This window comes from Streptomyces sp. BHT-5-2 (genome assembly GCF_019774615.1).
Lineage (GTDB): Bacteria > Actinomycetota > Actinomycetes > Streptomycetales > Streptomycetaceae > Streptomyces.
Genome location: NZ_CP081496.1, coordinates 6,024,810 through 6,049,748 on the forward strand (window position 1 = coordinate 6,024,810; position 24,939 = coordinate 6,049,748).

At 73.5% G+C, this 24,939-nt stretch carries 22 protein-coding genes and 1 pseudogene; 14 read left to right on the forward strand and 9 right to left on the reverse strand.

Annotation, left to right across the window (positions count from 1 at the left end; translation table 11 throughout):
* The first annotated feature begins 366 nt into the window (after positions 1-366).
* The 3 genes from glnII to K2224_RS26655 all read left to right on the forward strand — a co-directional run bounded on the left by glnII (position 367) and on the right by K2224_RS26655 (position 3,487).
* Entirely contained in the window at positions 367-1,389 is a 1,023-nt protein-coding gene (gene glnII / locus K2224_RS26645; protein WP_221909045.1) for a glutamine synthetase, read from the forward strand.
* 274 nt (positions 1,390-1,663) lie between these two features.
* Entirely contained in the window at positions 1,664-2,386 is a 723-nt protein-coding gene (locus tag K2224_RS26650; protein ID WP_221909046.1) for a rhomboid-like protein, read from the forward strand.
* A gap of 438 nt (positions 2,387-2,824) precedes the next feature.
* On the forward strand, positions 2,825-3,487 hold the full coding sequence (locus tag K2224_RS26655; RefSeq protein WP_221909047.1) for a winged helix-turn-helix domain-containing protein: 663 nt from the start codon (positions 2,825-2,827) through the stop codon (positions 3,485-3,487).
* On the opposite strand, the gene K2224_RS26660 is transcribed toward K2224_RS26655, so the two are convergent.
* Positions 3,463-4,257, reverse strand: coding sequence for a 1-acyl-sn-glycerol-3-phosphate acyltransferase (locus K2224_RS26660; protein ID WP_260693341.1), 795 nt, complete (start codon positions 4,255-4,257; stop codon positions 3,463-3,465). The genes K2224_RS26655 and K2224_RS26660 overlap by 25 nt on opposite strands.
* A gap of 137 nt (positions 4,258-4,394) precedes the next feature.
* Positions 4,395-5,210 (reverse strand): GNAT family N-acetyltransferase, encoded by an 816-nt coding sequence (locus tag K2224_RS26665; protein ID WP_221909049.1) that lies wholly within the window; start codon positions 5,208-5,210, stop codon positions 4,395-4,397.
* A gap of 128 nt (positions 5,211-5,338) precedes the next feature.
* Here K2224_RS26665 and K2224_RS26670 point away from each other — a divergent pair, with 128 nt between their 5' ends.
* The 8 genes from K2224_RS26670 (at position 5,339) to K2224_RS26705 (ending at position 13,511) form a co-directional block, all read left to right on the forward strand.
* Positions 5,339-6,610: a histidine kinase gene (locus K2224_RS26670; protein WP_221909051.1), complete on the forward strand. Its 1,272-nt coding sequence runs from the start codon at positions 5,339-5,341 to the stop codon at positions 6,608-6,610.
* Positions 6,601-7,248, forward strand: coding sequence for a response regulator transcription factor (locus tag K2224_RS26675; RefSeq protein WP_221909059.1), 648 nt, complete (start codon positions 6,601-6,603; stop codon positions 7,246-7,248). Before K2224_RS26670 ends, K2224_RS26675 begins: the two co-directional genes overlap by 10 nt.
* Positions 7,249-7,500: 252 nt before the next feature.
* A complete protein-coding gene (locus K2224_RS26680; RefSeq protein ID WP_018539589.1) occupies positions 7,501-7,746 on the forward strand; it encodes a DUF397 domain-containing protein in 246 nt (81 codons plus the stop codon).
* 91 nt (positions 7,747-7,837) lie between these two features.
* Positions 7,838-9,838, forward strand: coding sequence for a hypothetical protein (locus K2224_RS26685; RefSeq protein ID WP_221909060.1), 2,001 nt, complete (start codon positions 7,838-7,840; stop codon positions 9,836-9,838).
* A gap of 85 nt (positions 9,839-9,923) precedes the next feature.
* Positions 9,924-10,877 carry a metal-dependent hydrolase gene (locus K2224_RS26690; protein ID WP_260693344.1) on the forward strand — a complete coding sequence of 318 codons (954 nt, stop codon included), beginning with the start codon at positions 9,924-9,926 and terminating at the stop codon, positions 10,875-10,877.
* A gap of 1 nt (position 10,878) precedes the next feature.
* Positions 10,879-12,147, forward strand: coding sequence for a PDR/VanB family oxidoreductase (locus tag K2224_RS26695; protein WP_260693345.1), 1,269 nt, complete (start codon positions 10,879-10,881; stop codon positions 12,145-12,147).
* A 99-nt stretch (positions 12,148-12,246) separates the two neighbouring features.
* Positions 12,247-12,948 (forward strand): TetR/AcrR family transcriptional regulator, encoded by a 702-nt coding sequence (locus K2224_RS26700; protein WP_221909062.1) that lies wholly within the window; start codon positions 12,247-12,249, stop codon positions 12,946-12,948.
* A 50-nt stretch (positions 12,949-12,998) separates the two neighbouring features.
* Entirely contained in the window at positions 12,999-13,511 is a 513-nt protein-coding gene (locus K2224_RS26705; RefSeq protein WP_221909070.1) for a GNAT family N-acetyltransferase, read from the forward strand.
* 61 nt (positions 13,512-13,572) lie between these two features.
* Here the strand turns inward: K2224_RS26705 and pulA are convergent.
* Positions 13,573-16,182: pseudogene (gene pulA / locus K2224_RS26710) on the reverse strand (pullulanase-type alpha-1,6-glucosidase); the annotation flags it as partial.
* Positions 16,183-16,463: 281 nt separating this feature from the next.
* On the opposite strand from pulA, the gene K2224_RS26715 reads away from it, so the two are divergent.
* Positions 16,464-17,336 carry a cyclopropane-fatty-acyl-phospholipid synthase family protein gene (locus tag K2224_RS26715; RefSeq protein ID WP_221909081.1) on the forward strand — a complete coding sequence of 291 codons (873 nt, stop codon included), beginning with the start codon at positions 16,464-16,466 and terminating at the stop codon, positions 17,334-17,336.
* Between the two features lie 12 nt (positions 17,337-17,348).
* On the opposite strand, the gene K2224_RS26720 is transcribed toward K2224_RS26715, so the two are convergent.
* Positions 17,349-17,801 (reverse strand): ATP-binding protein, encoded by a 453-nt coding sequence (locus K2224_RS26720; protein ID WP_260693346.1) that lies wholly within the window; start codon positions 17,799-17,801, stop codon positions 17,349-17,351.
* Positions 17,802-17,957: 156 nt separating this feature from the next.
* Here K2224_RS26720 and K2224_RS26725 point away from each other — a divergent pair, with 156 nt between their 5' ends.
* Complete coding sequence (locus K2224_RS26725; protein WP_221909107.1) at positions 17,958-18,803, forward strand: helix-turn-helix transcriptional regulator; 846 nt, start codon at positions 17,958-17,960, stop codon at positions 18,801-18,803.
* The gene (locus tag K2224_RS26730; protein WP_221909117.1) at positions 18,800-19,051 is read left to right on the forward strand and encodes a DUF397 domain-containing protein; all 252 of its coding nucleotides are present in this window, start codon (positions 18,800-18,802) and stop codon (positions 19,049-19,051) included. The genes K2224_RS26725 and K2224_RS26730 overlap by 4 nt, the downstream gene beginning before the upstream one ends.
* Here K2224_RS26730 and K2224_RS26735 read toward each other — a convergent pair.
* From K2224_RS26735 to K2224_RS26755, 5 genes are read right to left on the reverse strand one after another with little or no spacing between them, the layout of a single operon-like run.
* Positions 19,023-20,075 (reverse strand): LacI family DNA-binding transcriptional regulator, encoded by a 1,053-nt coding sequence (locus K2224_RS26735; protein WP_221909119.1) that lies wholly within the window; start codon positions 20,073-20,075, stop codon positions 19,023-19,025. The two genes, K2224_RS26730 and K2224_RS26735, sit on opposite strands and share 29 nt — an antisense overlap.
* Positions 20,063-21,673 carry a glycoside hydrolase family 13 protein gene (locus K2224_RS26740; RefSeq protein WP_221909120.1) on the reverse strand — a complete coding sequence of 537 codons (1,611 nt, stop codon included), beginning with the start codon at positions 21,671-21,673 and terminating at the stop codon, positions 20,063-20,065. The genes K2224_RS26735 and K2224_RS26740 overlap by 13 nt, the downstream gene beginning before the upstream one ends.
* A gap of 1 nt (position 21,674) precedes the next feature.
* Positions 21,675-22,511 (reverse strand): sugar ABC transporter permease, encoded by an 837-nt coding sequence (locus tag K2224_RS26745; RefSeq protein ID WP_221909121.1) that lies wholly within the window; start codon positions 22,509-22,511, stop codon positions 21,675-21,677.
* 2 nt (positions 22,512-22,513) lie between these two features.
* On the reverse strand, positions 22,514-23,449 hold the full coding sequence (locus tag K2224_RS26750; protein WP_221909128.1) for a carbohydrate ABC transporter permease: 936 nt from the start codon (positions 23,447-23,449) through the stop codon (positions 22,514-22,516).
* Complete coding sequence (locus K2224_RS26755; RefSeq protein ID WP_221909129.1) at positions 23,446-24,726, reverse strand: extracellular solute-binding protein; 1,281 nt, start codon at positions 24,724-24,726, stop codon at positions 23,446-23,448. Before K2224_RS26755 ends, K2224_RS26750 begins: the two co-directional genes overlap by 4 nt.
* Between the last annotated feature and the right edge of the window lie 213 nt (positions 24,727-24,939).

Below are 24,939 nucleotides of genomic sequence, written 5' to 3' on the forward strand. Positions count from 1 at the left end.
GGCTTGCGAGGGGGCGGCAGGGGGCGGGGCGGCTCTCCGAGAAGCAGGTGCGGCGCGGGCATTGCCGCGGCAGCCGGACGCCCATGGATGGCATGCCGGGAACACCGCGGCCACTCTGGGCATCGACGTCGGGGAACTCGTGCGCAGGGTGCGGCACTTGGGGTTCGAGGGGCTGTTGCGGGAGCATGACCGAGCACCCACACAAGGGAATGCCAGGCATTTTGCGGTGAATCGTCGCAGAATCAGAGGATGTCCGACTGAGTAACCTGTGGTTCACATACGGGCAACGGACGGGAAACGGCCTGTTGCGAGAGTGCTCCGGTACGCCCGCACGCGTACCCGCACCGACCCGTATAAGAGGACCCCGTGACCATCAAGGCCGAGTACATCTGGATCGACGGCACCCAGCCGACCGCCAAGCTCCGCTCCAAGACCAAGATCCTCACGGACGGGAGCTCGCTGCCGCGCTGGGGCTTCGACGGGTCCAGCACCAACCAGGCCGAAGGCCACTCCTCGGACCTCGTGCTCGACCCTGTCTTCAGCTGCCCGGACCCGATCCGCGGCGGCGACCACCTGCTGGTGCTGTGCGAGGTGCTCAACACCGACCTCACGCCGCACTCCTCCAACACCCGGGCCCTGCTGCGCCCGGTGGCCGAGCGCTTCGCCGGCCAGGAGCCGCTCTTCGGCATCGAGCAGGAGTACACCTTCCTCAAGGGCGAGCGCCCGCTGGGCTTCCCCGAGGGCGGCGGCTTCCCCGCGCCCCAGGGTGGCTACTACTGCGGTGTCGGCGCCGGCGAGATCTTCGGCCGGGAGATCGTCGAGCAGCACCTCGACCGCTGCCTGGCGGCCGGCCTCGGCCTGTCCGGCATCAACGCCGAGGTGATGCCCGGCCAGTGGGAGTTCCAGGTGGGCGCGCTGTCGCCGCTGGAGGTCTCGGACCACATGTGGGTGGCACGCTGGCTGCTGCACCGCACCGCGGAGGAGCACGGCGTCACCGCCTCCCTGGACGCCAAGCCGGCGCGCGGCGACTGGAACGGCGCGGGTGCGCACAGCAACTTCTCCACCCGCGCCATGCGCGAGGGCTACGACGCGATCATCACCGCCTGTGAGGCGCTGGGCGAGGGCGACAAGCCGCTGGAGCACGTCCGCCAGTACGGCACCGGCATCGAGGAGCGGCTGACCGGCGCCCACGAGACCGCGCCCTGGGACCAGTACTCCTACGGTGCCTCGGACCGCGGTGCCTCGGTGCGCATCCCGTGGCAGGTCGAGGTCGAGAAGAAGGGCTACATCGAGGACCGTCGGCCGAACGCCAACGTCGACCCCTACGTGGTGACCCGACTGATGGTGGACACCTGCTGCACGGAGCTGGAGCGGCGCGCACAGGTGTGACCGACCGCCCGCGGGAGCGGGGAGTGAGCGGGGCCGGACCGGTGGGTCCGGCCCCGTCCGCGTGTCCGGGCGATGGCGGCGGTGGACGGCGGTGGGCAGTGATGGCGGTGGCGCACCCGTACCGGCGACCGGCGCCACCGGGCCGGGCGGCAGCGGTCGTTGTCAGTGGCGGATGGCACGCTGGAACCATGCCGCGATCACCGTGCGGACCGGGTCCGGGCCGTGCGGCGGCGAGGAGGGGCGCGGGACGACCGGTGGCGGAGGGGGACAGGACATGCGGAGCAGGATGCGGAGCGAAGGCGGGTCGCGGGGCGGGGCACGGAGCGGGGCGCTGCCCTGGGTGGCGCCGTTGTATGTGGGTGCGTTGCAGCTCGGTGCGTGTGCCACCGCCCGGCTGCCGGTGCGGCGGCGGACGGAGCTGCTGCGGGCGCACTCCACCAATGTGGCCAATCTGCGGGCCGGCCGGTGGGGGACGCTGGCCACCAGCGCGGCCTTCGTGGAGGAGCCGCTGCCGGTGGCGTACGGGGCGGCGCTGCTGGCCACGCTCGGGACGGCCGAGGCGCGGTGGGGCGCCGGGCGCGCGGCGGCGGTGTTCGCGGCCGGGCACGTCGGCGCCAGCCTGCTGGTCCACGCCGGCCTGCGGGCGCGCAACCGGGCCCGCGGGGCGGCGGCGGAACGGGCGGCGGCAGACTCGACCGGCCCCGGTGCACAGGCCCGACCCGCCGGGGGCGGCACCGCGCACGCCGTCGACGTCGGGGCGAGCTACGGCTTCTACGCCACCCTCGGCGCACTGGCCGTCTCGCTGCCGCACCGGGGCGCGCGGGCGGCGGCGACCGGCGGGCTGCTGGCCCTGGGTGCGGCCCCGGTGGTCCGCCGCGGCCGGACGTTCACCGACGTCGGGCACCTGACGGCGCTGTCCCTCGGGGTGGCGATCGGAGTGGCCAGGGGAGCCGGAGCCGCGGGGACGCCGATACGGGCACCACGCACGGCGACATGAGGGCGGGGGACGGCGGCGTCGACTCGATGACCGGCCCTCCAGGGGCGATTTCCGGCCACCGGGTGGCGTGCCGTCGAGGCGGTGTCGCACGCAACTCCCGTGCAGTGAGCGGCAGTCGGAGTCGTCGCAGGAGCAGCCCGTGGGGCCGTGGAGCCTGCCCGCGGCAGGATCGCGTCACAGTGGGGCCCGGTGCGAAAGACAGATCTATGACCGTCTGGTTCAATAGGGCCATGGCCAGCCTCACAGACACCGCGACGGGTCGCAGCGACCTCGAGCCGTTCTGGCCGTCCCGGCAGGCGCACGCCTTCGACCGTCTGTGTTGCCGCGCACTCTGAGCGCGGGCCCGCACTCTCCTCGCCGACACCTCTGAACCGGTGTCCCAGCCCTGCCCGCGCGCACGCCCCCCGACGGCCCCCTGCGCGAAAGAGCTGACGTTCGATGACCAATCTCCGTACCCTTCCTGCCGGTTCCGCCACCGCCCACGTTCCCCCGCTGCCCCATCCCCGCCAGCGGCTGCGCGCCGTGGCGCCCGACGAGGCCCTGCACCCACCGGCCACCACCGGGCGGTACGCCCAGCCCACCACCGTCCCCGGCCGGGACGTCGCGCGCCACAGTCCCCAGCAGATCGCCGAGCCCCAGCAGGTCGCCGAGTTGCTGGCCTCCGGCGCGACCTGGCTCCCGGCTCCGCAGCACAGCCTGCCCGCCCTGCCCGGCCGGCCGCCGATGGTCGGCTACCTCGTCCTGGTACCGGCCGAGCAGGCCCCCGCCCCGCCGCAGCCGCCCGCCGGGCCCGCCCCGGCCATCGGGACCGGAGACGAGATCGTGCGGATCGACCCCGAGCGGCGGACCGTGTACGTCGACGGCCGGCTGCTGGACCTGACGTACCTGGAGTTCGAGCTGCTGACCCATCTGGTCGCGCATCCGCACCGGGTGCACACCCGCGACCAGTTGGTGACCACGGTGTGGGGCTACGGGCACGTCGGCGACGGCCGCACCGTGGACGTCCATGTCGCCCGGCTGCGGCGGAAGCTCGGCGCCAAGCACCGCGGCTCGATCGTGACCGTCCGCCGGGTCGGCTACAAGTACGTCCCGAGTTCCTGACCGGCCCGGGCCGGTGACCGGCCGGCGCCGGGCACCCGGCCGCCGCCGAGGACCACCCGCTCGGCGGCGGCCGCCAGCGCCCGGCGGTCCAGACCGCGGCCCGCCGTGGGCAGCGCCGGATGGACGGTGACCCGCACGGTCAGTCCGCGGGCGGTGGCCACCCGGCGCAGCGAGGCGGCGAAGGTGTCGTCCCCGCAGAAGGCGGCCACCGTGCTGGGGCGGCCCTGCTGGGCGTAGGCGACGGTCACCGGACGGACGGGGGCGCCGGCGTCCAGGGCGGCCTGGAAGGTGGCCCGGCGGAAGGCGCCCTGTTCGGCGGTGCACCAGGTGGTGGCCTGCGGGAAGACCGCGACCGAGCGGCCGGCGGCCAGCAGCGCGGTCAACTCCCGTACGGTGTGCGGGAGTTTGCGCGGGTTGGTGCGGTCGATGAAATGGGTGCCGGCGCGCCGGGCCAGACCGCCGACCAGCGGCCAGCGGCCGACCTCGCGCTTGGCGAGCAGGGTGGCCGGTTCCACGGCGAGCAGCGCGACGATGTCGAGCCACGAGACGTGGTTGAGGACGATCAGGGTGCCCGGGGCGCGGGCCGCTCCGGGGGCGCGTTCCGTCGGCCCGGCCACCGGTTCCGTACCGGGCACCGACAGCGGACCCGGCGCGTCGGCCGCGCCGCGGACCTCCAGCCCGACCGACAGCGCCGCCAGCAGCGCCCGGGCGTGCCCCCGGAGGTGTACCGGGTCCGCCAGGCGCGGGCCCGCCGCCAGGACACGTCCCACCGCACCGGTGAACGCGGCGGTGCGACGGGCGGCTCCGGGAAGCGGAAGGCGCGGAACGGCGTGCGCGGCACAACCCGGGGTGCACACCGCACGGACGTCGAAGGGGCCGTCCGGCGCTCCCCCGGGCCGGGGCCCGTTCACCGCTCCCCCAGGAAGAAGCGGCGGTAGCGGTCGCCGAGTTGCTCGATGTCCAGGACGGTGAAGAAGTCGGCGACCCCGAAACCCGGGTCGTGGGCGGGGGCGCCGCAGATCCAGGCGCCGATGCGGAGGTAGCCGCGCAGCAGGGGCGGCAGTTGGGCGAGGGCCGGGCGCTCGGGCAGCGGTGCGGTGGGGTGCCAGGGGCGGCGCGGGGTGACCAGGAACGCGGGCGGCGCGGTGTGGCGGGTGCGGGCCAGTGCCCAGGCGTGGGCGGCCGCGGTGCCCCCGTCGGCGAGCGGTACGGAGGCGCAGCCGGCGAGGTAGCGGTGGCCGGAGAGCAGGGTGTAGCGGGCCAGGGCGGCCCACATCTGGTTGATCACGGCGCCGTTGCGGTGGTCCGGGTGGACGCAGGACCGGCCGGCCTCGATGAGGGCGGGGCGCACCGCGTCGAGGGCGGTGAGGTCGAACTCGCCGTCGGAGTAGAGGCGTTGGCTGCGGCCCGGGGGCAGCAGCCGGTAGGTGCCGACGACCGCGCCGGTCGGGGTGTGGGTGACGACGAGGTGGTCGGCGAGGTCGTCGACGGCGTCGATGTCGTGTCCGGGGAGCGGGCTGTCGAGGGCGGCGCCCAGCTCGTCGCCGAAGACCTGGTGGCGCAGGCGCTGGGCGGCCCGGATCAGGTCGGGGGTGTCGGCGATCAGGGCGGCGTAGTCGGGGCCGGCAGGCCGTGCGGCGGCGGCCGCTCCGGTGGATGGGGCAACGGGGGCGGAGGTGTCCGGGGCGTTCGAACCGGGGGTCGTGGTAGGTGCCGTGCTCATCAGAGCCTCCGTAGGTGGTGCTGGGTACACCCCTGCGGGGTGCGCAACCCAATGACCTGGCGTTCTCCTACCGGGCAGACTGTCCCCGCGCCCGACGGCCGGGCACGTGAAGCCCAGGGAGCGTACGGATGAGGGTCCGCAGAACACTGGTCGCCGCGGGGCGGGGGCTGGTGCTGGCGGTGGTGGTGGAGGCGGGATCGGTCGCCCTGCTGGTGCTGATCCTGCTGTCGCTGGCGTTCATGGTGATCGGCGTGGGGTTCCTGACCACGCCGCTGGTGCTGTCGTGGGCCCGCGGGTACGCCGACCTGCGGCGGGTGTGGGCGTACGAGCAGACGGGGGTGCGGATCCCGGCCGGGTACCGGCCGTTCCCGCCGCGGCTGCGGCGCGGGCCGGCGGGCCGGTGGCAGCGCTGTGCGGTACTGCTGCGGGACCCGGCGACCTGGCGCGAACTGCTCTGGCTGCCGGTCGATCTGACGTTGGGTCTGGTATTGGCGCTGCTGCCGTCGACGCTGGTGGTCTACGGCGCCGGGTTCGTGCTGCTGCCGGTGGCGCAGGGGCTGACCGGGCTGGGCGGCCAGCTGCTGGGGTTCGGGTCGCTGACCACCGACCACCCGGTGCTGCTGGCCGTCTCGCCGGTGCTCGGCGCGGGGCTGCTGGCCCTGGCGCTGCGCGCCAACCCGGCGCTGCTGCGGGCGCACTTCGAGCTGGCGGCGGTGTTCCTGACCCCGCCGAAGGCGGAGCTGGCGGCCCGGGTGGCGCGGCTGACCGAGACCCGGCACGATGCGGTGGACGGTTCCGCGGCCGAACTCCGCCGGATCGAGCGCGATCTGCACGACGGCGCCCAGGCCCGGCTGGTGGCGATGGGGATGAGCCTGGGCACGATCGAGACGCTGATCGAGAAGGACCCGGCGCGCGCCAAGGAACTGGTGGGCCGGGCCCGGGAGGCGTCCGCGGAGGCCCTGACCGAACTCCGCGACCTGGTGCGCGGCATCCATCCGCCGGTGCTCGCCGAACGCGGCCTGGGCGACGCGGTGCGGGCGCTGGCGCTGCGGATGGAGATCCCGGTGGAGGTGACGGTGCAGCTGCCGCGGCGGCTGGCGGCGCCGCTGGAGTCGGCGGCGTACTTCGCCGTCGGCGAGCTGCTGACCAACGCCGCCAAGCACTCCGGCGCCGACCGGATCGAGGTGGACGTCCGGCACACCGGCGGGCGGCTGCTGGTCACGGTCGGCGACAACGGGCGCGGCGGCGCCGCGGTGCGTCCCGCCGGGGCGGGCGGGGGCGCGGAGGGGTCGGGGCTGCGCGGGGTGGAGCGCCGGCTCGGTACATTCGACGGCGTCCTCGCCGTCAGCTCCCCGGCCGGCGGCCCGACGCTGGTGACGATGGAGATCCCGTGCGCGTAGTCATCGCCGAAGACCTCTTCCTGCTGAGGGACGGGCTGGTCCGGATGCTGGAGGCGTTCGGCTTCGAGATCGTGGCGGCGGTCGCGTCCGGGCCCGAACTGCGCCGGGCGCTGGCCGAACGGGAGCCGGACGTGGCGGTGGTGGACGTCCGGCTGCCGCCGTCGTTCACCGACGAGGGGCTGCAGTGCGCGCTGGAGGCCCGCCGGGCCCGGCCGGGGCTGCCGGTGCTGGTGCTCTCGCAGCACGTGGAGCAGCTGTACGCCCGGGAGTTGCTGGCGGACGGCAGCGGCGGGGTTGGCTATCTGCTCAAGGACCGGGTCTTCGACGCGGAGCAGTTCGTGGACGCGGTGCGCCGGGTGGCGACCGGGGGCACCGCGATGGATCCGCAGGTCATCGCGCAGCTGCTGGCCCGTCGGGCGCGGGACCGGCCGATGGCGGGGCTGACGCCGCGGGAGGTGGAGGTGATGGAGCTGATGGCGCAGGGCCGGTCCAACGCCGCGATCGCGTCCCGGCTGGTGATCACCGAGCGGGCGGTCGCCAAACACACCTCCAACATTTTCGGGAAGCTGGCGCTGCCGCCGTCGGACGACGACAACCGCCGGGTGCTGGCGGTGCTGGCCTATCTGGACCGGGGCTGAAGCGCCCGGCCGGGCGGCGAGGGCGGCGGGCGAGCCTCCCGGGTGGGCCTCGCACACAACTCCCCGCCCCACGTCGAGATCCGGCCAATCGGCGGTGCGGGCCGCCGGCGCCGGCGCCGCTCCGCCGGGCAGGGGCCGCGCCGCCAACTCCCCTGGCGGGCGGCGCGGAACGCCCCGTCCACGCCGGTGGAAGCTCGTCCGGGCGCCGCGTACGCTGACCGCCACAGCTCACGCGAGTAAGGGGAGCAGGACATGGGCACCGCAGCCGACAAGGAATGGCTCTACAGCCTCGACATCTCCGACGCCACCTGGCAGCGCCCGCCCGGCGACCCCGAGGCGGAGGCGGTGGAGATCGCCTTCCTGGAGCGCGGCGCGGTGGCGATGCGCAATTCCAAGGAGCCCGAGGTCGTACTGCGCTACACCGAGGCGGAGTGGCGGGCGTTCGTCCTGGGCGCCCGGGACGGGGAGTTCGACCTGGACCGGCACCACACGGCCTGACGGCCGCCGCCGGGCCCGCGCGGGGTGCGTCACCCGTCCGGGCGGGCCCGGCCGCCGGTGACCATCACAGGATTCACTCGTTCCACGGAACGTGGAGCAGCAGCACGCGGTGACCCCGCGCCCGGACCGCGCCTCCCCCGTCGGGCCCGCCGACGAGGTTGAGCCCATCGACGTCGAGCAGGCCGAGGCGGCCCTGGTCGAGCACTACCCCCGGCTGGCCCGGCTGGCCTATCTGGTGCTGCCGCCGGCCCCCACCCGCGGGCGGCGGGTGCTGGCCGCGCACGCGGCGGTGCAGCGGGCGCTGCCCAGGCGGCCCGGCCCGACGGCCACGCTGCCCGCCCAGCGCGGCGCGGATCCGGCCGTCGACCCCGGTTACGCGCTGATGCGACTGCGGGTACTGAAAACGGCGCTGACCGCCGGGCGGCGCCGCCTGCGGCCGCCGACACCGCTCCCCCAGGTCTGGGGCCTGCGGCTGTTCCCGCGCTCCGGGGGCGCCGACGAACTCGCCCTGGACCAGGCCCTGTCGGCGCTCTCCGGCCCGGCCCGGGCCGCGTTCGTCCTGCGGGATCTGGAGCGGCTTTCGGTCCAGGAGACCCGGCGGGTGCTGGAGGCGGCGGGGGTCGCCGACGCCCGGGAGGCGCTGGCCGAGGCGGACGGGGCGGTGCTGCCGGCCGGGAGCCGGGACCGGGCGCTGCTGGAGTCGGTGGAGTTCGACCCGTGCGCGCTGCAGGCCCGGCCGACGGACCTGATCCGGCGCCGCCAGAACGGCCGGGCGGCGCTGGCGGCCGGGGCGGCGGTGCTGGTGTGCGGGGCGCTGCTGGGCCTGCCGGGCCAGGGCTGGGGCCCGTACGGCGCCGCGGCCCCGCCGTACGCCCGCAACGCCGCCGTCGAAGCGGCCCTGGATCCGGGCCGGTTGACGGTCTCCTCGGCGACGGCCTGGAAGACCGCCGCCCGGCCGGACTTCTCGGCCTGGCCGGCCCGCGGCGACCGGACCGGCGACCGGGCGCTGCTCCGGCGGGCGCTGGCGGTGTGGGCCCGGCCAGGCGACCGGGTGCCGGTCACCGCGACGCCCGGCACACCCGTCGGCCCCGCGGCCGGCCCGCCGCAGCTGCTCTTCGCCGGCGTGGTGGACCACGCGGTGGTGGTGCTCTTCCACGACGGGCTGCGGGTGGTGCGGTACGCCGAGGCGACCGACGGCCAGGGGCGCGGCGACGGTTCCGGGGCGTCCCTGGACTTCGCGCGGACGGACGACGCGACGGCGGACTCCGCCGGCCTGCTGGTGGTGAACCGCACGGAGGGCAACGTCCGCTATCTGACGGCCCCTTGGGTGACGTCGGTACGCCTGGTGGATCTGCTGAAGCCGGACGCGGCGGCCCAGTCGGTCGCGGTCGGCGCCGACGGCCTGACCTCCCCCGTCCCGGCGCCGCGCGCCCCGGAGGAGTGCACGCGGTGGCCCGCCCTCCGGGTCGGCGGGCATCTGGACGGGCAGCCGGGCGGGGTCCCGGGCGGCCGGTCCGCCGGGGAGCTGCTGACCGACCTCGGGGAACTGACGCCCGCCCGGCTCACCTACGGTCCGCCGGGCGGCCCGGGCGCGGTGTCGGGGACGGCGGGCCGTACGGCCTGGGCGCGGACCGCCTGCCAGCTGCCCGCGCTCCGTTCGCAGGGCGTGCGGACGGTGAACACCTGGCGGTTCGCCGAGCAGCCGCTCCCCGGGGGCGCGGGCGTCGCGGACTGGCTGTGCACCCGGGCGGAGACCTGGCGCGGGGCGGGCGGCGGGGCGCTGGCGCAGTTCCAGGCGCCGGCGCCGAGCGGGCAGCCGTACGCGACGGGCTCGGTGACCGCCCGCTCCGGCAGCGGTGCGGCCTGCGGTCCGCGGGAGCCCCGGGTGCTGTCGGGTGTGCTGTGGAAGAGCGCCGGTGGCCGGTGGTGGCTGCTGGCGGCGGGCAGCGACCGGGTCACGTCGATCGGTGCGAGCGGCGGGGTGCGGGGACACGCGTCCGGCCGGCTGCTGGCCGTCCCGGCTGCGGCGGGCGCCCACGCCGACCTGAAGGGCACGGTGGCGGGCGGGGGGACGGTGCGGGCGTTGCGGTGAGGGACGGGCGTGAGCGGTGGGGCGGACGCGTTCTTTCCGCGTCCAGGGGGTATCGACATTCCTTACCCGCCAGTACATTGACGCCATGTCTAATACGGCCTCGTTGCGGCCCCAGCCGGTCGCGTCCGAGCACACCCCGCTCAAGGCCCGCAACGTGGCCTTCGACTGGGCGGACACCCCTCTGCACTGGATCCCCGGCGATCCGTCCAGCACCCACACGATCAACGTGCTGCACCTGCTGCTGCCGGCCGGCGAGCGCTGGTTCGTGCACGTCTACAAGCAGGTGCTGCCCTACATCCGCGACCCCGAACTGCGTGCGGACGTCATCGGGTTCATCGGCCAGGAGGCCATGCACTCCCAGGCGCACGACGACGTCCTGCCGCACCTCAAGGAGCAGGGGCTGGACCCCACCCCGTACACCGCGCAGGTCGACTGGTTCTTCGAGAAGCTGCTCGGCGACCGGACCCTGCCGCCGGGGCGGGCCCGCGAGTGGTGGCTGAAGGAGCGGGTGGCGCTGATCGCCGCGATCGAGCACTACACGGCCTTCCTGGGCGACTGGGTGCTCAACGCCCGGGCGCTGGACGCCCGGGGCGCCGATCCGACCATGCTCGACCTGCTGCGCTGGCACGGCGCGGAGGAGGTCGAGCACCGGTCGGTGGCGTTCGACCTCTTCATGCATCTGGACGGCGGCTACCGGCGGCGGGCGCGCACCTGGGCGACGGCCTTCTCCACGCTGGTGTTCCTGTGGCAGCGCGGCATCCGGTTCTTCATGGAGAACGACCCCACGCTCGTGGGCCGGAAGGCCGCGCTGAAGGACTTCGTCCGCGGTGGGCGGCAGGGTGTGCTGCCGACCCCCGGGGCGATGATCCGTTCCATACCCCGGTACTTGAGCCGCGGTTACCACCCCTCGCAGCACGGGAGCACCGAGCAGGCCCTCGCCTATCTGGACCGTTCGCCCGCCGCGACCCCCGGTGCAAGCACCGGCTCCACTGGAGCGGCTGCCGCCGCACAGCCTGATGCCGCCTCCCAAGGAGTCTGAAGTGCCCGTGCCCGTCCGTGTGTCCACGTCCGCCGGCCGCCGCGGCCCGCTCCGTACGGGCCCGGCGCTGCCGACGGCGTCCCGTACGGCCGCGGGGTCCCGAGCGGGCCTGCCGCGCCTCCGTACCGTGCTGGCTGTCGCCGGGGCCGTCCTGGTGGTCCGGAGGGCCCTGCGGCGGCGGATCCGGCGCTCGCCGCTGTGGCCGCTGCCCGCGCTGGAGCAGCCGATCTCCGGGAGGGGCCGGGAGGCGCTCCGGGCGGCCGGCGCGCCCGAGGAGCGGCGGTCGACCGCCCTGCGGCTGCGGGTGGCCGAGCGGACGGAGGCCGCCGAGGGCGTGGTGGCCCTGCGCCTGGAGGGCGAGCACCTGCCCGCCTGGGAACCGGGCGCGCACCTCGACCTCGTGCTGCCCTCGGGGACCGTGCGGCAGTACTCGTTGTGCGGTGAACCGGCCGACGCCGTGCGGGCGGACGGCGGGTCGTACACCCTCGCGGTCCGGTTGATCGAGGACGGCCGGGGCGGCTCCCGGGAGGTGCACGAGGCGCTCCGCGCCGGCACCACGGTCGAGGCGCGCGGCCCGCGCAACCGCTTCCCGCTGGAGGACCACCCCGCCTACCTCTTCATAGCGGGCGGTATCGGCATCACCCCGATCCTCCCGATGGTGCGGCGGGCCGAGGCCGAGGGGGTGCCCTGGCGGCTGCTGTACGCGGGGCGGTCGCGGGCGTCGATGCCGTTCCTGGCAGAGGTGGGGAAGCTGGCCGGGGGCACCGTCGGGACGCCCGGGGGCGGGCGGTTGACGGTGGTCGCGGAGGACGAGGACGGACGGCCCGATCTGGCCGCCGCGCTCGCCGAAGCGCCCCCGCACGCCGCCGTGTACTGCTGCGGGCCCGAGCCCCTGATGGACACCGTGGCCAGGCTGCTCCCCGAGGGGCCGGAGGGCCGCACGCTGCACACGGAGCGCTTCGCCCCGGCGGCGTCCGAGGCGGGGGCCGGGCCCGGCGAGGACGTGGCGTTCGAGGTGGAGTTGCGGCGGACCGGCCGCAGCGTGACGGTCCCGGCCGGCACCAGCGTGCTGCGCGCGCTCCGCGAGGAGGCCCTGCCGGACCTGCCGTACTCCTGCGAGCAGGGCTTCTGCGGCACCTGCCGGCAGCGGGTCGTGTCCGGCGAGGTGGACCACCGGGACGAGCTGCTGACGGACGCGGAACGCGAGGACTCGCTGCTGATCTGCGTCTCCCGGGCGAAGCCGGGGGAGCGGCTGGTCCTGGATCTTTGAATCCGGACGCGGGCGAGCGGCCGCCGGCCGCCCCGCCCGCCGACGGAGGGGAGCTTCGGGCGGTGGTGCCGTGGCGCGGGCGGTCGTTAGGGTGGGCGAATGGCCACCGGGGCACGCCGCAGGATGGGGGTCGAGGAGCGACGGGAGCAGTTGATAGCCGTTGCACTCGGCCTCTTCAGTCACCGCTCCCCCGACGACGTCTCGATCGACGAGATCGCCGAGGCCGCCGGCATATCGCGGCCGCTGGTCTACCACTACTTCCCGGGCAAGCAGCAGCTCTACGAGGCGGCCCTGCGGCGCGCCGCGGACGAGCTGACGGCCCGGTTCGTCGAACCGCACGAAGGGCCGCTCGGCGCCCGCCTGTTGCGCGTCATGGAGCGCTTCTTCGACTTCGTGGACGAGCACGGGCCCGGCTTCTCGGCGCTGATGCGCGGCGGCCCCGCGATCGGCTCGTCCCGTACGGGCGCGATGATAGACGGCGTACGCCAGGCCGCCTACGCCCAGATCCTCGCCCACCTCGACGTGGACGCCCAGGCACCCACGCCCCGGCTGGAGTTGGTGGTCCGGTCCTGGATCTCGCTCGCCGAGACCACCGCGCTGCTGTGGCTGGACGGACGGCGGGTGCCGCGCGCCGAGCTGGAACGGCAGCTGGTGCACGACTTCGCGGCGCTGGCCGCGGTCAGCGCCGCGTACGACGAGGGGATGGCGCAGGTGGTGCGCCGGATGCTGGCCGACGAGCCCGCGGACGGGATGTTCGCGGATCTGGTGGGGCGGTTGCTGGAGCTTCCGCAGACGGCGTGAGGCCGGCGCACCCGGCCGGGCCGGGCCCGGGCTGCGGCAGAATCCCGGGCATGGACGAGATCATGTACCGGCCGGCCGAGGCGGGGAGCGACCCGGCCGTTCTGGTCGGGCTGTATGACGCGGCGGCCCGGTGGATGGTGGCGCACGGCATAGACCAGTGGAAGCCGGGCGGCAAGGACGAGGAGCACTTCCGGCTGCGGATCAAGGAGGGCGAGGTCTGGCTGGCGGAGGCGGCCGGGCGGGTCGTCGGCGGCTTCGAGCTGTGGTGGGAGGACGAGCCGGCGTGGGGGCCGCAGCCACCGGTGGCGGGGTATGTGCACCGGCTGATGGTGGACCGCTCGTGGGCTCCGGCGGGGACCGGGCGGGCGCTGCTGTCCCACGCCGAGCGGCGGATGGCGGAGTCGGGGCGGCCCTGGGCACGGCTGGACTGCGTGGCGAGCAATCCGCGGCTGCGGACGTATTACGAGGGCGCGGGCTATGCGGTCGTGGGCGAGCAGCCGGCCAAGGAGGGGAGCGGGGGGAGCCGGTATGCCGTGACGTTGTTGGAGAAGCGGGTCGGGTAGCCGGACCCTGGGCCCGTCCCCGCCCGCTGCTCCCTTGCGCCTCCCCCGCTTCTCCCCCGCGTCAGCTGCGGCGGAAGACGGCGACGGTGCGGGGCGGGACGGTGAAGGTGCCCGAGGCCCGGTCGTAGGCCGCGGTGGCGGTGATGCGGTCGGCGCCGTGGGCCTGGCGGGGATGCAGGGTGTAGGGCCGTCCGGCCAGGGCCGGGACGGTCTGGGTCTGCCGTCGGGGCGTGGCGTTGAAGACGACGACGAGGTCGGCCAGGCGCATGGTGAGGACGCCCGGGGTCTCGTCCGGGCCGGAGAGGGGGAAGGAGAGGGCGGACTGGACGGCCGCGGCGGTGGACAGGCCGAAGGCCGGTTCGGCGGCGTGGATGCGGAGCAGGTCGCGGTAGGCGGCGGAGGCCGCGGTGCGGGTGGCGCAGTCCGGGCGGAGGGCGGGGTCGGCCAACAGCGGCTCGGCGTAGGGCCACTTGTCCTTGTTGTCGGCGGCCGGCGGCAGACCGCGCCCGAAACCGTTGCCGTCCCTGGTGCCGTCGGTGCAGGTCCAGTGCAGGGCGTTGAACCAGTCGCCGCTGTTGAAGGAGTTGCGGTCCAGGGACTTGGAGCGCAGCAGGTCGGTGCCGGCCTGGGAGAGCGCCGGGCCCTGGGAGAGGGCGGCGGTGGCCAGGGCGACGACCTGCGTCCGGGCGCGGTCGGCCGGGGAGGTGGCCTGCGGCAGTTTGTAGGCGAGGGCGTCGTAGAGGGTCTCGTTGTCGTGGGCGTCGGCGTAGGCCAGGGCGTCGCCGGGGGCGGCGGCGTAGCCGGCGGGGGCGCCGTTGTAGTCGATCTGCGAGCCCTTGACCCGGCGGCCGGTGGTGTCGGTGAAGGTGTAGTCGGCGAGGTTGCCGGTGAGGCCGAGCTTGATCAGGTCCTGGTAATGCAGGAGGCGGGCGCGCTGGGCGTCGGGATTCCCGTTGGCGGGTGAGGAGTTGGTGTCGGTGAAGAGGCCGGAGGCGAAGCCCTGGACGCGGGGGTCGGCGTCGAAGGGGCTGCCGCCGCGGACCGCGTCGCGGGCCCGGTCGCTGAAGGTGGCGATGCCGGTGCCGGCCATGTTGCGCTGGGTGGCCTGGACGAAGCGGGCGTCGTCGGCGGCCTCGCCGAAGTTCCAGCCCTCGCCGTAGAGGACGATCGACTTCCCGTCGACGCCGTCCCGGGCCGGGGTGAGGGCGTCGAGGGCCTTGCGGACGGCGAGGATGTTGGCCTTGGGGTGGTGGCCCATGAGGTCGAAGCGGAAGCCGTCGACCTTGTACTGCCTGGCCCAGGTGACGACGGAGTCGACGACGAGCCTGCCCATCATGGTGTGTTCGGGCGCGGTGCCCGCGCAGCAGGTGGAGGTGGCGACGGTGCCGTCGTCGAGCAGCCGGTGGTAGTAGCCGGGGACGATGCGGTCGAGGACGGAGTGCGGGTCGTCCTGTCCGGACGCGGCGGTGTGGTTGTAGACGACGTCCATGACGGTGCGCAGGCCGATGCCGTTGAGGCCCTGCACCATGCGGCGGAACTCGACGGTCCGGGCGGTTCCGTCGGGGTCCGAGGCGTAGGAGCCTTCCGGGACGGTGTAGTGCAGCGGGTCGTAGCCCCAGTTGTAGCCGTCCCGGTCGGCGGTCCGCGCCACGCACTCCTGCTGGCGCGCGGAGTCGGCGGGCAGCGCGGACAGATCGCAGTCGGGGCGCTGCTGGTCGGCGCGGCGTTCGGGGACGGAGGCGAAGTCGAAGGCCGGCAGCAGGTGGACGTGGGTGGTGCCGGCGGCGGCGAGGGCCCTCAGGTGCCGCATGCCGGCGGAGCCGGTGTCGGTGAAGGCGAGGTACTGGCCGGGGTGGCGGGAGGTGGGGTCGGCGATGGAGAAGTCGCGGATGTGGAGTTCCTGGATGCGAGCCCGGCGCAGCGGGACCGGCGCGGGCTTGCGCAGCTGCGCCCAGCCCTTGGGGGCGAGTTCGGGATCGGCGAGGTCTACGACGAGGCTGCGGGCGGAGTCGGTGGTCAGCGCGGTGGCGTAGGGGTCGGTGACCGCGTTGGTGACGGTCCGGCCGGCGTCGGGGGCCCAGACGGTGACGAGGTAGCGGTAGGGCTTGCCGGTCCAGTGCCGGTCGCCCCGTGCGCTCCACACCCCGGTCGCCTCGTCGCGGTGCATCGGGACGCGGCGGCCGGCGAGTTCGAGCGCGACGGTGCGGGCGGTGGGCGCCCAGACGGAGAGGGTGGGGACACCGCGGTGGAACACCGGCCCCAGGGCGGCGTGTCGGGCTCGGGCACCGTAGAGGTCGTCGAGGACGCCGGGGATCTGCACGCCGGTGGTGTGCGGTCCGTCGGGGGTGCGCTGGGTGGCGGTCAGCCGCTGCCGGAGGGCGGTGGCGGCGAGGGCGCGGTCGCGGGGGTCGACGGTGAAGGCGGGGTAGCCGGCCAGGTGGGGGTAGGCGGCCCGTTCGGCGGGGGTGAGGGTGCCGGGGGTGAGCCGGATACGGCCCGCGGGGTGTCCTGGTTCGCCGAACTCCAGCCGGGCGTCGGCGCGTTGGGCGCCCTTCCAGACCACGGTGGCGCGGTCGATCCATTGGGCCTCGGCCTTGGCCTGCCCTCCGGCGGGGGCGGCCCGGGCGACCGGCTGCGACGGGAGGGCGAGCGCGGCGGCGCCGGCGAGCAGGGCGAGGACGGCGACGGCCCGATGGCGGGCGCGGTGCGCGGTGGAGGGCATGGCCCCTGGTTCTAGTCGTGGAGAACGCTTGCTGCAAGACCTTTCGCAAGAGATTGCAACGGTGTTACGTTCCCAGGCGAGCCGGTCCGGCCGGCCGGAGGGCCACCCGCACGGCGGTCTTTACGCGCCCGGCCGACCGGACCGGCCACCAGGCGGCGCCCGTTGGCGCATAGTCACCCCTCCGGCAGGCAGGGCGAATTGCCCGGCCGACAGCGGGGAATCCCCTCGTCATGATCAACGTCTCCGAGAACACCCACGACGGCACACCGCACCGGCACCACGACGCCGCGACCCGCGGCTATTACGACACCGGCGACGTCGACGCCTTCTACGACGCCGTGTGGGGCGGCGAGGACATCCACGTCGGCATCTACACCCAGGACGACGAGCCGATCGCGGACGCCTCGCACCGCACCGTCGAGCGCGCCGCCGACAAGGCCGCCGACCTGCTCGGCCCGCACGCCACCGTGCTCGACCTCGGCTCCGGATACGGCGGTTCGTCCCGCGCACTGGCCGCCCGCTTCGGCTGCCACGTCGTCGCCCTCGACCTCAGCGAGGAGCACAACCGGCGCCACCGTGCGACCAACGCCCGACGCGGGCTGGACGGCCTGATCGAGGTCACCACCGGCTCCCTCAACGACCTGCCCTACGAGGACGAGCGGTTCGACGTCGCCTGGTCGCTGGAAGTGCTGTGCCATGTGGCGGACCGGGAGGGCGCGCTGCGCGAGGCGGTACGCGTGCTGAAACCGGGTGGCGCCCTGGTCTTCTCGGACATCATGGCGGCCGAGGAGACGCCCGCCGAGGCGGTACGGCCCGCATTCTCCCGCCTGGGCGTGGACACCCCGGCGACACCGTCCTTCTATCTGGAGCAGCTCTCCGAACTCGGCCTCAAGGACATCGACTTCGAGGACCGCACCCCGGACCTCGCCACCCACTACGCGCGCCTCGACGAGGACGTACACCGACGCGCGGCCGAGCTGCGGAACGTCATCAGCCCGGCCTACGTGGACGAGCTGCGGGCCAATCTCCCCCTCTGGGCGGACATCGCCGGTCGCGGCCTGCTGCGCTGGGGCGTCTTCCACGCGCGCCGCCCGGCCGCCTGAGGCTGCGTCGTCTCACCTCTCCGGGAGTTCGAGATCAGCCCGGACGATCTTGCCGACCGGGGGCCGGTCGAGGACGGCCCAGCTGGTCGCGAGCGCGGCGACGACGATCAGCCCACGGCCGGTCTCGGAGTCGACCGACGGCGGAACGAGCGCCCCCGGGGCCGGTGGGCGCCGCTCCGTCCGGGTGTCGGCGACCTCGATCCGCAGGGTGCCCGACCGGGCCGGGCCCGGCAGCCTGACGAGCCGGAGCTCGAAGTCCCGGCCGGGCACCCGCCCGTGGACAGCCGCGTTGGCGGCGAGTTCGCCGACGATAGCGGAGGCGGCGTCCGAGACCTCGCCGTCGTACGGAAAGCCCCACACGTCGAGTTGCTGGACGGCGAGATAGCGCGCGAGGCGGGCGCCCCGCCGGGTGGCACTGAAACGCTGCGTGAACATGCGTGCGGGGGCTGCTACTTGGGCTGACATGGGGGAAACGGTGCTGGTCAGCGACCTCGTACGCCAGGAACTCAGGTCGTACTTCGGGAACTGTACGAGTTGAGTACGTGGACGGGTCGGGTAACGGGCCGTAACCATGTGTGACTTGCGGGGACGTCAGCACCATTGACATCGGGAGCACCCGACATGGAAGACAGCAGCAGCACCGACAACTACGACGGCGGCAAACCGGAGCCCTCCGGCAGTCTGCGGACCTTCGGCGCCGTGTATCAAGGGTTTCGCGAGAACGCGGGATTCACGCAGGAGGCCCTGTCGCCGGTGATCCGGTACTCGGCGCACTACATCGGCTCCGTCGAACAGGGCCGCCGCCTCCCGTCGAAGAAGTTCATCGACCGCTCGGAGGAGGCGCTGTGCGCGAACGGGGTGCTGCGGAAGGCGGCCGGGCGGCTGTCCAAACAGCCGGGGCTGGCCAGGTGGTTCCGGGAGTGGGCGGAGCTGGAGAAGCAGGCGATCAATCTCTACACCTATGAATGCCGCCTGGTCCCTGGGCTTTTACAGTCGGAGCCGTACGCGCGGACGCTGTTCGAGAACCGCGTCCCGCTGCTGTCCGAGGAGGAGGTTGAGACCCAAGTGGCCGCCCGTTTGGAGCGGCAGAAACTGCTGCGGGACCGGCCGAACACGACCTTCAGCTTCTTCATCGACGAGCATGTGTTCCTGCGCCCCACCGGCGGCCCGGACACCGTCCGGGGGCTGATCGACCATGTCCTGGAGTGCATGACGCTCCGGAACGTGGACGTGCAGGTGATGCCGTTGAGGCGGGGCGTCCACCCCGGGCTGGACGGGCCGATGCAGTTGCTGGAGACGCCGGACAACCAGTGGTTCGGCTACTGCGAGGGACAGGAGAGCAGCCAGTTCATCACCGACCCACAGACGGTCAGCACCCTCTACATGCGCTATGCGAAACTGCTTTCACAGGCTCTCACCCCCGAAGACTCCGGGAGCCTGCTGAAGCAGATCCGAGGAGCGCTATGAGCACCCCCGAACTGACCTGGTTCAAGAGCAGCTACAGCGGCAGCTCGGGCGACGACTGCGTAGAGGTCGCCCTCTCCTGGCGCAAGTCGAGCTACAGCAGCGGCAGCTCCGGCGACTGCATAGAAATCGCCGCCTGCCCCTCCACCGTTCACGTCCGGGACTCCAAGGACAAGGGCGGTCCGCGGCTCGCAGTTCCGGCCGGGGCCTGGGCGGCGTTCGTCACGTACGCCGCCGCACGGGGCCGGTAGATCCCCGTACGACGAGTTCCGGCTGGAAGACGAACTCGGTGCGCTGGACGGGGTTTCCCTGGATCTCCTCGATCAGCGCGCCCACCGCGGCCGTCGCCATCGCCTGGACCGGCTGCCGCACCGTGGTCAGCGGCGGGGCGGTGAAGGCGATCAGCGGGGAGTCGTCGAAGCCGACGACGGAGAGCCGACCGGGGACGTCGATCCCCCGCTGCCGGGCCGCCCGCACCACGCCCAGCGCCATCAGGTCGCTGCCGCAGACGATGCCCGTACAGCCGTCGTCGAGCAGGGCCGCGGCCGCGGCGTGGCCGCCCTCGACGCTGAACAGGGTGTGCTGGACGAGTCGTTCGGCCTGCCCCCTCCGCAGGCCGAACGACTCCGTGAGGGCCGCCGTGAAGCCCTCCGCCTTGCGGCGGGAGGGCACGTAGCGGGCCGGGCCGACGGCCAGACCGATGCGCTCGTGGCCCAGTTCGACAAGGTGGCGCACGGCCATCCGGGCCGCGGCGTGGTCGTCGGGCGAGACACAGGGCGCGTCGACCCGGTCGTTGTAGCCGTTGATCAGGACGTAGGGCACGCCCCGGGAGGTCAGGCGGGTGTAGCGGGAGGGGTCGGCGGCGGTGTCGGCGTGCAGGCCGGACAGGAAGACGATGCCGGTGACGCCGCGCTCCTCCAACTGCTCGACGAGTTCGTCCTCGGTGGCTCCGCCCGGCGTCTGGGTGCACAGGACCGGGGTGTAGCCATGGCCGGCCAGACACTGCTCGATGACCTGGGCGAAGGCCGGGAAGATCGGGTTGGTCAGCTCCGGGATGACCAGGCCGACCAGACCGGCGCTGCGCCGCCGCAGCCGGACCGGGCGCTCGTAGCCGAGGACGTCGAGCGCGGCGAGCACCCGCTGACGGGTGCCCGCCGCCACGCCCGGCCGGCCGTTGAGGACACGGCTGGCGGTCGCCTCGCTGACCTCCGCCTGGGCGGCGATGTCGGAGAGGCGCGGGGCGGGCCGGGGAGCCGGACGGGTCACTCCTCCCACCAGATGGTGGTGTCGGCGGGAAGGATGAAGTCGCCGTCCAGCAGCGGCAGTTGCCGGCCGGACGAGAGGAGCGGCCGGCCGGGGACGGGCAGCCGGGCCGGGGTGTCGGTGGTGTTGACGGTGCAGACCAGGCCGCCGGGGCGACGGAAGGCGAGGACGCCGTCGGGGGCGTCGTCCAGCCATTCGACGGTGTCGCCGGCGCCGAGGCCGGGATGCGTACGGCGCAGTCCGAGGGCGCTGCGGTAGAGCTCCAGGGTGGAGGCCGGGTCGCCGGTCTGGGCCTGGACGGTGAGCGGGGCCCAGTCGTCCGGCTGGGGCAGCCAGCTGCCGCCGTCGCCGAAGCCGTAGGGGGGCTCGGTGCCGCTCCAGGGCAGCGGCACCCGGCAGCCGTCGCGGAGGCCGTCCTGCCCGGTGTCGCGGAAGAAGGACGGGTCCTGGCGGGCCTCGTCGGGGAGGTCGGTGACCTCGGGGAGGCCGAGTTCCTCGCCCTGGTAGAGGTAGGCGGAGCCGGGCAGCGCCAGCATCAGGAGGGTGGCCGCGCGGGCGCGGGCCAGGTCTCCGCCGAGGCGGGTGCGGTGGCGTACGACGTCGTGGTTGGAGAGGACCCAGGTCGTCGGGGCGCCGACGGGGCGCATGGCGTCGAGCGAGGAGTCGATCGCGTTCCGGAGCTCCGTGGCGTCCCAACCGGTGTTCAGGTAGTGGAAGTTGAATGCCTGGTGGAGTTCGTCGGGGCGGAGGTAGAGCGCGGTGCGGTCGGCGGTGGGGGTCCATGCCTCGGCCACGGCTATCCGCTCGCCCGCGTACTCGTCGAGGACGGTGCGCCAGGAGCGGTAGATGGCGTGCACCCCGTCCTGGTCGAAGAACGGGAGGGACTGGTTGCCGAGGAGTTTCAGTTGCTCGCCGGTGTGGCCCATGTCGGGCAGGCCGGGGGCCTTGACCAGGCCGTGGGCCACGTCCACCCGGAAGCCGTCCACGCCGAGGTCCAGCCAGAAGCGCAGGATGGAACGGAACTCGTCCTGGACGGCCGGGTGGTCCCAGTTGAAGTCGGGCTGTTCGGGGGCGAAGAGGTGGAGGTACCACTCCCCGTCCGGGACCCGGGTCCAGGCGGGACCGCCGAAGAGGGACTCCCAGTCGTTGGGCGGCAGTTCGCCGTTCTCGCCGCGCCCCTTGCGGAAGTGGAAGCGTTCGCGGACGGTGGAGCCGGGGCCCTCGGCGAGCGCGCGGCGGAACCATGCGTGCTGGTCGGAGCAGTGGTTGGGGACGACGTCGACGATGAGGCGCAGGCCCAGCCGGTGGGCCTCGGCGATCACCGCCTCGGCGTCCGCGAGGGTGCCGAAGAGCGGGTCGACGGCGCGGTAGTCGGCCACGTCGTAGCCGGCGTCGGCCTGCGGGGAGGCGTAGAACGGGCTCAGCCAGACGGCGTCCACACCCAGGTCGCGGAGGTGGCCCAGCCGGTCGCGGATGCCCGGCAGGTCGCCCATGCCGTCGCCGTTGCCGTCGGCGAAGCTGCGCGGGTAGATCTGGTAGATCACGGCGTCACGCCACCAGTCAGTGGGCCGGATGGCGCTCTCAGGAGCTTCGTTGTGCTGGTGAGTCATATCAACCCTTGGTGGTGCCGGCGGTCAGTCCGGCGACGAGGTGGCGCTGGGCGAAGGCGAAGACGAGCGCGGCCGGTACGGCGATGAGCACGGCGGCGGCGGTCATCGAACCCCAGTCGTTGGTGTACTGGTTGACGAAGGTCTGCAACCCGCCGGCGAGGGTGAGGTTGTCCTCGCCGGTCATGAAGGCGGAGGCGTAGGCGACCTCGGCCCAGGCCGTGACGAAGGTGTAGAAGCCGGTGACGGCCAGGCCGGGGCGGGCGAGCGGGAGGACCAGCCGCCAGAAGGTGCCGAAGGGGTTGAGGCCGTCCACCCGGCCCGCCTCGTCGATCTCCACCGGGATGGTGTCGAAGAAGCCCTTCATCATCCAGGCGCAGAACGGCACGGCGATGGTCAGGTAGGTGAGGACGAGGCCGAGCGGCTGGTTGAGCAGGCCGAGGGAGGCGAGCAGGTTGTAGAGCGGGACGATCAGCACCGCGACCGGGAACATCTGGGTGACGAGCAGCAGCCACAGCAGCGGGCGCATGCCGGGGAAGCGGAAGCGGCTGACGGCGTAGCCGGTGGTGGCGGCGGTGAGGACGCCGATGACGGTGGTCAGGCCGACGACGACCACGGAGTTGCCGAACCACGTGAGGAAGGAGGTGCCGGTCAGGACGTGGGCGTAGTTGTCGAGGGTGAAGTGGGTGACGAGGCCGGTGGTGAAGGCGTCGTTCCTGGGTTTGAAGGAGGTCACCAGCAGCCACAGCGGCGGGAAGACCGCGATGACGACGGCGAGCAGGAGGGCGAGGTGCAGTCCGACGGAGGCCGACCAGTGCCGGCGGGAGCGGGTGCGGGCCATGGTCACCACACCTCTCCCTGCTTGCGCAGCGCCCGGCGGTAGCCGACGGCGACGAGGGCGAGGACGGCGAGGATGACCACGCCCCAGGTGGCGGAGGCGGAGTAGTTGCGGGGGCTGTCGACGAAGGAGAGCCGGTAGGCGTAGGTCACCAGGATCTCGGTGGCGTCGCCGGGTCCGCCCCGGGTGAGCAGGAAGATCACCGGGAACATGTTGAACGTCCAGATGGTGGAGAGCAGGATCACGGTGCCGCTGACCGCGCGCAGCCCGGGCACGGTGATGTGGCGGAAGCGCTGCCAGGGGCTTGCGCCGTCCATCTCGGCGGCCTCGTAGAGCTCGCCCGGGATGGACTGCAGCCCGCCGAGCAGCGCGACGAGCATGAAGGGCACGCCCAGCCAGACGTTGACCGCGATGACCGAGAGCTTGGCCCAGGTCGGGTCGTTGAGCCAGGGCACGGCGTCGATGCCGCCGCCGGCCAGCAGCTTGTTGAGGAGGCCGTTCTTCTCGTTGTAGAGCATCCGCCAGGTGAAGACGGAGACGAAGGCCGGGATGGCCCAGGGCAGGATCAGCGCCAGGCGGTAGAGGGTGCGGCCGCGCAGGCGGCGGTTGAGCAGGGTGGCGAGGGCGAGTCCGGTGAGGAAGGTGAGGGAGACACAGCCGACGGTCCAGATCACGGTCCAGCCGAGGCGGCTCCAGAAGACGCCGTCGGTCAGCACCGCCCGGTAGTTGTCCAGGCCGGTGAAGTGGTAGGTGGCGGGGATGTGGTTCATGCCGATCGAGCGCTCGACATTGGCCTCGTCGGCGTCGGTCAGCGAGAAGTAGACGCCGCGGACGAGGGGGATCCCGATGATGACGCCGATGACGAGGACGACCGGGGCGGCCATCGTCCAGGCGTACCAGTGGGTGCCGAACGCCCGGCGGATGCGGGCGGTGAGCGTCACGTGTAGTCCTTGAGCAGCTTCCGGTAGGCGTCCCCGACGGCCTTGGCGGCCTGTTCGGGCGTGGCGGCGCCGGTGAGCACCTTGTTCATCTGGACCTTGAGCGGCTCGAAGAGGGAGTTGCCCTCGGCGATCCAGGGCCGTTGGACGGCGCGGTCGACGGCGGGCTTGAAGAAGGCGACCATCTCGTTCCGCTTGACCGCGGGGTCGTTGTAGACCGACGTGCGGGTGGGCAGCAGGCTGAGCTTGTCGGTGGTCTCCCGCTGGACCTGCGCGGAGCTCATGTACTTGACGAAGGCGTAGGCGGCCCGGAGGTTCTTGCTGCCGGCGTAGACGGAGAGGTCCCAGCCGCCCTGCGGGGCGCCCTGGGCGGTGGATCCGCCGGGCACGGGCGCGACGCCGAGGTTGCCCTTGTCCTGGAACGCCTTGCCGGCGCGGGCGCCCTCGATGTCCCAGGGGCCGTCGACCGCCATCGCGACGGTGCCGTCCTTGAGGGCCTTGAGCTGGTTCTCCTGCCCGTCGGTGGCGTCGGTGACGGCGGCCTTGGACTCCACCAGCTGCTTGATGGTACGGAACGCGCGGACGCCGGCGGCGTTGTCGACGGTGACCTTCTTGTGGGCCGCGTCGACCATGTCGCCGCCCTCGCCGTAGAGGTAGGGCAGGAACCAGTAGGGGTCGTCGCCGCGCAGGTAGAGGGCGGTGGCGCCGGTCTTCGCCTTGATCTTCCTCGCGGCGGCGCCGAGTTCGGCGAAGGTCTTGGGGACGGGGACTCCGGCGTCCTCCAGGACCTTCTTGTTGTAGAAGAGCGCGAGGGTGTCGATGACCTGCGGTGCGGCGTAGGTCTTGCCGTGGAACCTGGTCGAGCCGACGGCCTGCGGGAGGTAGTCGCCGGTGTCGTCCAGCGCGGGAGTGCCGTCGAGCGGGGCGAGGTAGCCGAGGTTGGCGAAGTCGGCGACCCAGGCGACGTCGGTGCGCATCACGTCGGGGGCGCCGGCGCCGTCGCCGCCGCCCGCGGCGTTCTTGAACTTGGCGTTGGCGTCGCCGAAGGGGACGTTCACATAGGCGACGTGGACCTTGGGGTGCTCCTTCTGGAAACCCTCGGCGAGCTTCCGGTAGGTGGCCTTCTCGGCGTCGTTGGAGGTGTCCCAGAAGGTGACCGTTCCGGACAGTTCACCGCCCGCCGCGCCGCCGCCGTCACCCCCGCTCCCGCACCCCGACGCCGCCAGTGCCAGGCCCGCTACCAGCGCGGTGGCGAGAGTGCCACGTATGCCACGCCGCATGTGAACTCCTTTGGGAAAGCCTCGGTTGGCGGTCTGGAACGTAACAGCGCCGCAAACAATCCGAAAGATGTTGCGAGATTTTTCTGCAAGAATTCTGGAAGGGATTGCGGCCCCTTGGCCGGAACGGGCCCTCCCGAGTGCCGACGCACCGTCACCCCCCGCCCCGCCGAGCGTTGACTCCGTGGAAACACCTTCGCCTCATGACCTGACAGG

Excerpts from the sequence above, each read along its gene's own strand:
- K2224_RS26705 (WP_221909070.1), top strand. The coding sequence starts at position 12,999 with ATGGACGAGATCATGTACCGGCCGGCCGAGGCGGGGAGCGACCCGGCC.
- K2224_RS26670 (WP_221909051.1), top strand. The coding sequence starts at position 5,339 with ATGAGGGTCCGCAGAACACTGGTCGCCGCGGGGCGGGGGCTGGTGCTG.
- K2224_RS26655 (WP_221909047.1), top strand. The coding sequence starts at position 2,825 with ATGACCAATCTCCGTACCCTTCCTGCCGGTTCCGCCACCGCCCACGTT.
- K2224_RS26690 (WP_260693344.1), top strand. The coding sequence starts at position 9,924 with ATGTCTAATACGGCCTCGTTGCGGCCCCAGCCGGTCGCGTCCGAGCAC.
- K2224_RS26665 (WP_221909049.1), bottom strand. The coding sequence starts at position 5,210 with ATGAGCACGGCACCTACCACGACCCCCGGTTCGAACGCCCCGGACACC.
- K2224_RS26680 (WP_018539589.1), top strand. The coding sequence starts at position 7,501 with ATGGGCACCGCAGCCGACAAGGAATGGCTCTACAGCCTCGACATCTCC.
- K2224_RS26740 (WP_221909120.1), bottom strand. The coding sequence starts at position 21,673 with ATGACTCACCAGCACAACGAAGCTCCTGAGAGCGCCATCCGGCCCACT.
- K2224_RS26725 (WP_221909107.1), top strand. The coding sequence starts at position 17,958 with ATGGAAGACAGCAGCAGCACCGACAACTACGACGGCGGCAAACCGGAG.
- K2224_RS26715 (WP_221909081.1), top strand. The coding sequence starts at position 16,464 with ATGATCAACGTCTCCGAGAACACCCACGACGGCACACCGCACCGGCAC.
- K2224_RS26700 (WP_221909062.1), top strand. The coding sequence starts at position 12,247 with ATGGCCACCGGGGCACGCCGCAGGATGGGGGTCGAGGAGCGACGGGAG.
- K2224_RS26720 (WP_260693346.1), bottom strand. The coding sequence starts at position 17,801 with ATGTCAGCCCAAGTAGCAGCCCCCGCACGCATGTTCACGCAGCGTTTC.
- K2224_RS26650 (WP_221909046.1), top strand. The coding sequence starts at position 1,664 with ATGCGGAGCAGGATGCGGAGCGAAGGCGGGTCGCGGGGCGGGGCACGG.
- K2224_RS26755 (WP_221909129.1), bottom strand. The coding sequence starts at position 24,726 with ATGCGGCGTGGCATACGTGGCACTCTCGCCACCGCGCTGGTAGCGGGC.
- K2224_RS26745 (WP_221909121.1), bottom strand. The coding sequence starts at position 22,511 with ATGGCCCGCACCCGCTCCCGCCGGCACTGGTCGGCCTCCGTCGGACTG.
- K2224_RS26730 (WP_221909117.1), top strand. The coding sequence starts at position 18,800 with ATGAGCACCCCCGAACTGACCTGGTTCAAGAGCAGCTACAGCGGCAGC.